8 protein-coding genes are annotated in these 7892 nt (G+C 64.8%); 4 read left to right on the top strand and 4 right to left on the bottom strand.

Annotated elements, in window-relative coordinates; translation table 11 throughout:
• The coding region (gene mtgA, locus FVW20_RS02805) for a monofunctional biosynthetic peptidoglycan transglycosylase (protein ID WP_231038807.1) at window positions 1–758 on the top strand (758 nt) is incomplete at its 5' end.
• 136 nt (window positions 759–894) lie between these two features.
• The gene (locus tag FVW20_RS02800) at window positions 895–1278 is read left to right on the top strand and encodes a hypothetical protein (protein WP_196608201.1); all 384 of its coding nucleotides are present in this window, start codon (window positions 895–897) and stop codon (window positions 1276–1278) included.
• 206 nt (window positions 1279–1484) lie between these two features.
• Here the strand turns inward: FVW20_RS02800 and FVW20_RS02795 are convergent, their stop codons facing one another.
• The 4 genes from FVW20_RS02795 to FVW20_RS02780 all read right to left on the bottom strand — a co-directional run bounded on the left by FVW20_RS02795 (window position 1485) and on the right by FVW20_RS02780 (window position 5742).
• The gene (locus FVW20_RS02795) at window positions 1485–2204 is read right to left on the bottom strand and encodes a class I SAM-dependent methyltransferase (RefSeq protein ID WP_196608200.1); all 720 of its coding nucleotides are present in this window, start codon (window positions 2202–2204) and stop codon (window positions 1485–1487) included.
• A 522-nt stretch (window positions 2205–2726) separates the two neighbouring features.
• The gene (locus FVW20_RS02790) at window positions 2727–3593 is read right to left on the bottom strand and encodes a glycine betaine ABC transporter substrate-binding protein (RefSeq protein WP_196608199.1); all 867 of its coding nucleotides are present in this window, start codon (window positions 3591–3593) and stop codon (window positions 2727–2729) included.
• A gap of 71 nt (window positions 3594–3664) precedes the next feature.
• On the bottom strand, window positions 3665–4507 hold the full coding sequence (locus FVW20_RS02785; protein ID WP_196608202.1) for an ABC transporter permease: 843 nt from the start codon (window positions 4505–4507) through the stop codon (window positions 3665–3667).
• A gap of 41 nt (window positions 4508–4548) precedes the next feature.
• Entirely contained in the window at window positions 4549–5742 is a 1194-nt protein-coding gene (locus FVW20_RS02780) for a quaternary amine ABC transporter ATP-binding protein (protein WP_196608198.1), read from the bottom strand.
• A gap of 929 nt (window positions 5743–6671) precedes the next feature.
• Here FVW20_RS02780 and FVW20_RS02775 point away from each other — a divergent pair.
• Both FVW20_RS02775 and FVW20_RS02770 read left to right on the top strand, forming a co-directional pair.
• Complete coding sequence (locus FVW20_RS02775) at window positions 6672–7463, top strand: 4Fe-4S double cluster binding domain-containing protein (protein ID WP_196608197.1); 792 nt, start codon at window positions 6672–6674, stop codon at window positions 7461–7463.
• Between the two features lie 71 nt (window positions 7464–7534).
• On the top strand, window positions 7535–7892 hold a 358-nt coding region (locus FVW20_RS02770), incomplete at its 3' end, for a rhodanese-like domain-containing protein (RefSeq protein ID WP_269145803.1).

Below are 7892 nucleotides of genomic sequence, written 5' to 3'. Positions count from 1 at the left end.
CACCGGCGCGAAAAACGCCGCAAGGCCCCACACGCCCGCGCGCGCCCCGCTCCGGCTGGCCGCTGGCCGCACGGCTGGCGCTGCTGCTAGTGCTAATGATGGGGGGCGACATCGCCCGCTACGCAGTCTGGCCGCCCGTCGCCACGCTGGCCAAGCAGAACCCCGCCGTCACCTCGTTCATGGAATACCGGCAAGGGCAATGGGCGCGGCAAGGGCGCGGCCCCAGCTACCGCCAGATCTGGGTGGGCCTTGGCAACATCTCGCGCAATCTGGTGCTGGCTGTGACCATCGCCGAGGACGACAAGTTCTGGCAGCACGAGGGGTTCGACCTGGACGGCATGGAAGAGGCCTTCCTGCGCAACATCGAGGAGGGGCGCATTGCCGCCGGGGGCAGCACCATCACCCAGCAGCTTGCCAAGAACCTGTGGTTCACCCCGGAAAAGAGCCTGTCGCGCAAGACCAAGGAGGCCATCATGGCCTGGCGGCTGGAGCGCGAACTGACCAAGAAGCGCATCCTTGAACTGTACCTGAATGTGGTGGAATGGGGCGACGGTGTGTTCGGGGCGGAAGCCGCCGCGCGCCATCACTACGGCAAGTCCGCCGCCGCGCTGACCTCGTGGGAGGCGGCCCGCCTTGCGGCGGTGCTGCCCAATCCCCTGCGCTGGTCACCCACGGGCACCTCGCGCGGGGTGCAGGTTCGGGCGTCCATCATCCATTCGCGCATGGAGCGGCGGATGGGAAGTGACGGGCACCCCTGAGCCGGACGTGCCCGTATCCCTGGATGCGCTGCCTGCGTTATAATTGTTCCACTTTACACGCCCGACCTTCTAAAATACTCGTAACCAAATACACCGCTCCCCGGCAGCCGCTTACTCCACACCTTCCGGAGCCACCATGCGCAGGTCCCCAGCCGTTTTCGCCTTGCTTGCCGCAACCCTTCTCCTATCCGGATGTGTCCGCCAGTACGAGGGCGCTGGCGACCAGCCCGAATACTACCGCAATGACGAACAACTGGAATACATGTTGCGCGCCAACGAACCCATAAGCAACCTGCGCGACGAAGGATTCGAGCCGTTGCCCGGCCAGAGGAACGTGTACTTCATGCCCGGCACAGACCTCATGGTGCGTTGCAGCGACAAATTCGACCTCAACGCATCGATGAAGCGCACGTTCCACTGCCATTACGTGGACAGAAGACTACGAAAAATCCCCAACTCAGACTTCGTCGTACAAATAAATCCCTGGCGCGGCGATGAGGGATTTTCTCCATATCGATGACGCGCACGCGGAAATGCGCCTGCACACATAGCCACGCTTTCCCCTGCCGGACGCAAAACAAGCGCGACGGGAGCCCGTCGCGCTTTCCGTTTCTTCCCTCTCCCTGCCCCCTACTTGCCCAGCCACTCCTTGACCAGTTCGGGGTGCTCCTTCATGAACCGCCGGGCGTTGGCCTTCAGGCCCACACCTTGCCCCCGCAGGACGGCCTACGCGCCGGTTTCGAATGCCGCCGTGGCCACCACGTTGCTGCGCAACAGGGGCACATGGCGCAACAGCGCCCAGGTGATGTTGGGCATGAACTTCAGACTGGAGTCCTGCGTGGACCGGACATCCTGCACCGCAAACCCGGCCACGGTCAGAACCTTGGCCAGTGTGTAGGGCGTGAACCAGTAACGGTGGTCGGTGTTGATCACCTCGCACCCGCGCAGCGCCAGCTTGAAGTTCTTGTAGAAGAAAGCATTGGGCACCGTGATGATCACAGCCCCGGCGCGCCCCGCGTAGGCTTCGCGCAGCCTGCGCAGAAACCCCACCGGGTCGTCCATGTGTTCCAGCACCTCACCGAGCACGATGTAGTCCCACCATCCGGCAAGCCGTTCATCCTGCGAGAACATATCCAGCACGGCCACATTGTCGCAGCCGTAGCGGGTGGTCAATTCGGCAACAGCGTGTTCGTTCACGTCCACGCCAAGGCAACGCGCGGCCACGCCGGAAATGCATCCGTGCAGCCACGTGCCGTCGCGCATTTTTTTTTCCAGCAGTTCCGCGTGATCGGCGCACCCCACGTGCAGGACGCTTTTTCCCGCCACCCGTTGCAGGATGTAATCGAAGCGGGTGTCCGTCTGGCAGGAACAGCCCAGGGAAAACCTGTAGCTGCTCCGGAATTCGTCCCCCCGCAGCATGGCAAGATCACGCTCTGTCGGTTTCACGGCATCAGTCCTGCTTCGTTTTCGGATGACCATGGCGCCCGGTGCGACCACCACGCACGACAACGTACAAATGGCGCACAATATCAAGCAATGTAAAGAAGCGTACAGCTACGTGAAGACACTCCAAAAAACAACCCGCCTACACATGGCTGGCACGGCCCTGCCTGCCCAATCCAGCTGATCGACCGGTCTGGCTGGCTGCGCATTTTGCAAAGGCGACAAATGAAGAAGCGCGACGGTTACCCGTCGCGCTTCCCACTTCCATCATGTGTCTTCAGCCCCTAGGGGCTGTTTCAAAATTAGGATTTTCGTCCGTTGGCAAGGAAAACAAACCTGCCATGAGAGAGTGCCTCAGCCGTTGGGCGAGCGAAGCGAACCTTGCGGATGAGAACCGCAACGCGCACTCTTTTCGTATTCGACCGAGCCTTAGCCGTTCGGCGAGCACATGGCGCGAGTCTTACGGATAAGGACAGCAAAGCCATGGCAGGCGTAGTTTAACGACACCAACGGGCGAAACAGCCCCTACTTGCCCAGCCACTCCTTGACCAGTTCGGGGTGCTCCTTCATGAACCGCCGGGCGTTGGCCATGAGGTCGGCGCCCTTTTCCTGGTTCCAGGCCATCAGCGTTTCCAGTTGGTTGGCGTCGGCATAGCGGAAGCGGTCGAGAAAAGCGTAGACCTCGGGCATGTCCTTTTCAAGGCCATTGCGCACCACGGTATGGATGCGTTCCTCTTCGCCCAGAACCTTCTTGGGGTCATCCAGGTAGTGCAGTTTCCAACGGCCAAACATCCAGTGCGGCGACCAGGCGGTGACCACGACCCATTCCTTGCGGCGGATGGCATCGTCCAGCGCGGCGGTCATGGTGGCCCCGCTTCCCTCCACCAGGGTCAGCTTGTTCAGCCCGTATTCCTGCATGGCCTTTTCGGAAAGCTTCATCAGGCCGGAACCGGGGTCGATACCGATGACCTTGCCCTTGAACTTGTCCGCGTTGGCGTTCAGTTCCTCGATTGTCTTCAGGGGCACGTAATCGGGCACGGCCCAGCCAAGGCGCGCCCCGCCCACCAGCGGGCCGAGGTCCTTCACCTTGCCGTCCACCTTCTTCAGGTAGTCGCCGTGGGTCACGGGCAGCCATGCGGTGACCATGCCGTCCACGTCGCCCGTGGCCACGGCCATCCACATGGCGGCGGCGCTGACGGGCAGCACCTCCACCTTGTGGCCCAGTTTGTCTTCGATCACCGCCTTGGCCAGATGGGTGCTGGCCGTGGCGCAATCCCATTCCACGTAGGCAAGGCGAACGGGCTTGCCGTCCGTTACGATGGGCGCAGGGGCCGCAAGGGCCTGCGTTGCCAGCAGCAGGGCCGCCAGGGTCATCAGCAATACTTTCTTCATGTCGTGCTCCTCTGTTGGAGGTTATGCCGCGCACTGCGGCGAAGGGATAGGGGAACTAAGGAGAGCAGGCATTACCCGCCAACCCGCTTCCCCACATGCTGCAATATGCGGTCAAGGCAGATGGCCACGATGACGATGCCTATGCCCGCCTCGAAGCCGTTGCCCATTTCCAGCCGTTGGATGGCCTTCCACACCTCGCCGCCAAGGCCCCGCGCGCCGATCATGGCGGCAATGACCACCATGGACAGGGCCAGCATCACCGTCTGGTTCACGCCCGCCAGCATGGTGGGCGCGGCCAGGGGCAGCTCCAGCTTCACCAACCGCTGGAAGCGCCCGGTGCCGAAGGCCTCGGCGCATTCCACCAGTTCGGCGGGCACCTGCCGGATGCCCAGGCAGGTGAAGCGGATGGCGGGCGGCATGGCAAAGATCACCGTGGCGAACACGGCGGCCACCTTGCCAAGGCCGAAGAAGGGAATGGCGGGAATCAGGTAGACGAAGGCGGGCATGGTCTGCATCACGTCCAGTACGGGCATGACCACGGAACGCGCCCGGTCGCTCATGGCGGTCGCAATGCCCAGCGGAATGCCCACCAGCACGGCCAGCAGGGTGGCCACCAGAACCAGCGCCAGAGTGCTCATGGTGGCCTGCCACAGGCCCATGTTCCAGACCAGGGCCAACCCGGCCACGGCGAATGCGCCCAGCCCCCTTTTGCGGGTGACGCGCCACGCCGCCAACCCCACGAAGGCGATGACCAGCAGCGGCGGCAGCGCGTCCAGACCGGCCTCAAGCAGGTTCAGGCCGCTTTCGGTCACGGCGGAAAAGGCCCGCGTGGCCGGAGCCAGGTGTGTGACCAGAAAGTCGATGGCCGCTTCCAGCCATTGTCCCAGGGGAATGCGCGGAAAGGCGCCCGGCATGCCCAGCATGTTCGTCAGAGCCGTCATGTTCGTCACCTCCATCAGGCGTTCCCTCCCCGTTCGGCCAGCGCCCCCAGCAGCAGCCCGCGCACGATGACCCCGGCCAGCCGCCCGCGCTCGTCGGTGACGGCCAGCGGGTGCGGCAGCCCGGCCATGAGGGGAATGAGTTCGGAGGCGGGGGCCTCCGTGGATACCGTGGTGATGTCGGTGCGCATGATGGCCGCAAGGTCGCGCTCGCCGCCCGCCATGTGCTCGGCGATGTCGTCGGCGGTGACCAGCCCCACCAGCTTGTGGTTGCGGTCGAGCACGAACAGGGTGGCGATGGCGTGGTTGCGCATCTTGCGCAGGGCCGTGCGCGGGCCGTCCACGCCCAGCACCGCCACCGCCTCTGACCGCTTCATCACCGTGCCCGCCGTGAGCACGCGGGCAATGTCCACGTCGGCCACAAAGCGGGCCACATAGTCGTCCGCCGGGCTGGTCAGGATGTCTTCCGGCGTGCCCACCTGCACCACGGCCCCGTCGCGCATGAGCACGATGCGATCGCCGATCTTCAGGGCCTCGTCCAGGTCATGGCTGATGAACACGATGGTCTTGCGCACGTCGTCCTGAAGGCGCAGCAGTTCGTCCTGCATGTCGCGCCGGATCAGCGGGTCCAGCGCGCTGAAGGCCTCGTCCATCAGCAGGATGTCCGGGTCCAGCGCCAGGGCGCGGGCCAGGCCCACGCGCTGCTGCATGCCGCCGGAAAGCTGTCCGGGCCGGGCCGCTTCCCACCCGGCAAGGCCCACGCGGGCCAGCGCCTGCGCCGCCTTTTCGCGGCGGGCCGCCTTGGGTGAACCCATCACCTCAAGCCCGTACTCGGCGTTTTCAAGCACGGTGCGGTGCGGAAACAGCGCGAAATTCTGAAACACCATGCCGAAGGTGCGCTGGCGCAGGGCGCGCAGATCCTTCACCGAAAGGGTGGTCACGTCGGTGCCGTCGATGCGCACCGTGCCGTCGGTGGGTTCGATGAGCCGGTTCAGGCAACGCACCAGGGTGGATTTGCCACTGCCGGAAAGGCCCATGACCACGACAACCTCGCCCTCGTCCACGTCGAAGGTGGCGCGGTTGACGCCCACGGCGTGCCTGGTGCGCTTGTATATCTCGTCCTTGGGCTTGCCCTCGCGGACCATGTTCAGCGCCTTTTCCGGCGCCGGGCCGAATATCTTGGTCAGGTCTCGGATCTCTATCTTCGCCATGTAGCCTCCTGTGCTGCGCGCCACGAGTGCCCGGCCCCTGGGGGCCGGAAGGCACCGACGGCAGAGGCCGCTCCGGTGTTGCCATGCCCCCCCGAAAAGGGACGAGACACGAAAGACCGGCGCACGGCACGCACCATCGGCACACACCCGGCGAGGGGCGCGCATCATGTTGTCATCATCATGCTGTCATGGGGATGCACGGGAGGGAGACACGGAACGGGATGCAGAATGGCTGGCGCACGATTGCGCCGCACGGTCATGACCGGCTTGCCCGGCAGGCTCATCGCAGAGGCAGGCCCACTGGCAGGGGCAGGCCAAAGACGGCCCGCAAGGACTTCCCCGCGATGCTCGCCGCAGCCCGCTCAGCCCGCAAATGCGGTGGCCCGAACCTGCGGAGTCTGATCGGGACCGGGTCGGAACCGGGGCAGAACAGGGCAGAACAGGGCAGAACAGGGCAGAACAGGCGCGAAACTGGCTGCGGTAATGACCACGCACGACCATCATCCTGCCGGGCCGCAAGGGCACACCAGAGGATACACAGGCCGCGCGCAAGAACTGCATCCCAAACATTGCACACCGAAAAGTTACGCTATTCCGGCGACAAACATCATACCGAACTCATATGCGCATGGGCAGGCATTCCTTGGCCCTTGCCCGTACGCTCAACATCCTCCCGGACATCGAAGCATGCTATTCATATTTGGCACTGATCAGGGCTACATTCGCACAATGAATCAGCCTGCACATGCCATTTTCACAATATAAAGCAAAAAAAAGCCTGTGTCCACCCGCAGTGCATTTTCATGACAATCCCTGCCATTCCGGCATGTACGGCTGGCAGGGCGCAACCTGTCGCAAGCGCGCGCAAGACCGTTGCACCCGGACGGAAAACATGCCATCCATGGGGGCAGTACGCTGCGGAGGTATGCATGGCCATGGACAGTTTTTCCTTGCGGCAAGCGGCGTTACGATGGGGGGCAAGCCTGTTCGGCGTGGCCGACCTGGACCGTCTGCGCACCCTGCCCACCCAGCCGGAAAACCTGCTGGACGGCTGGACTCGGGCCATCAGCCTGGGGGTGCGTCTGGCTGACCCGGTGCTGGACGACATCGTGGACGGCCCCACCCCGCTCTACGCCCACCACTATCGCGCAGTGAACACCCGCCTGGACGACACCGCCCTGCGCCTGGCCCTGCTGATCCAGGAAGCGGGCGGACGCGCCCTGCCGCTGCCAGCCTCGCAGGCCATGGATTCCGTGGCCTGCACCAGCATGATCTCGCACAAGGCCGTGGCAGTGGCCGCCGGGCTTGGCTGGCAGGGCAAGAGCCTGCTGACCATTTCGCCGCTGTACGGCCCGCGCATCCGCCTGTGCACGGTGCTCACCGACCTGCCCCTGCAACCGGGCCGCCCGCTGGTGAACCGCTGCGGCAACTGTACCCGCTGCGCCGACGCATGCCCTGCCGGGGCCATCAAGGGCGTTGCGCTGCCGCACGAACCGGGCGCGCACTACCACAGCCGCGACGAGGCCCTGCACTTCGAACGCTGCCGCGCACTTCTGCAGGATGACTTCGCCAAGCGCCCGCTCATCGGGCATTCGGTATGCGGGGTATGCGTCAAGGTGTGCCCGTGGGGTGCGCGGGGCAAGGGCGTGCTGCACGGGCGCGACGACGTGCCCATGACCATGATGGACGACCAGTTCACCCTGTTCCCGCAGTCGTCCTGAGCGCATTGTTCCACCGACGCACCGCCCCGACCCGCGGGGAGTTTGTCCGCACCGCAGCCAAGGGAGGCCCCATGGTCCGCTCCATCACCCCCCGCGAACTCGACAATGCCCTGTGCGGCGAAGAGCGCATGCTGCTGCTCGACGTGCGCAGCCGGAGTGAACACGACCTGCACCCGGAAGCCATTCCCGGTTCGCAGTGGCGCGATCCGGCCATGGCGGACACTTGGCTGCCCTCCATCCCCGAGGGCACCAGCGCCGTGGTGTATTGCGCGGGCGGCGGAGAAGCCAGCCGGGGCATTCAGTCGCGCCTGACGGCGCGCGGGGTTGCAGCGCGCTACCTGGAAGGCGGGCTGGCCGCATGGCAGCGGCAACACGGCGGCGAACACGGCGAACAGGGCGGCCCCGCCGTTCGGACGGGCGAAGGCTGCG

This window comes from Nitratidesulfovibrio oxamicus, assembly GCF_015731765.1.
In the GTDB taxonomy this organism is placed as follows: domain Bacteria; phylum Desulfobacterota; class Desulfovibrionia; order Desulfovibrionales; family Desulfovibrionaceae; genus Cupidesulfovibrio; species Cupidesulfovibrio oxamicus.
Note: the sequence above shows the minus strand (reverse complement) of the source record. Positions and strands in the feature narration are given on the sequence as shown.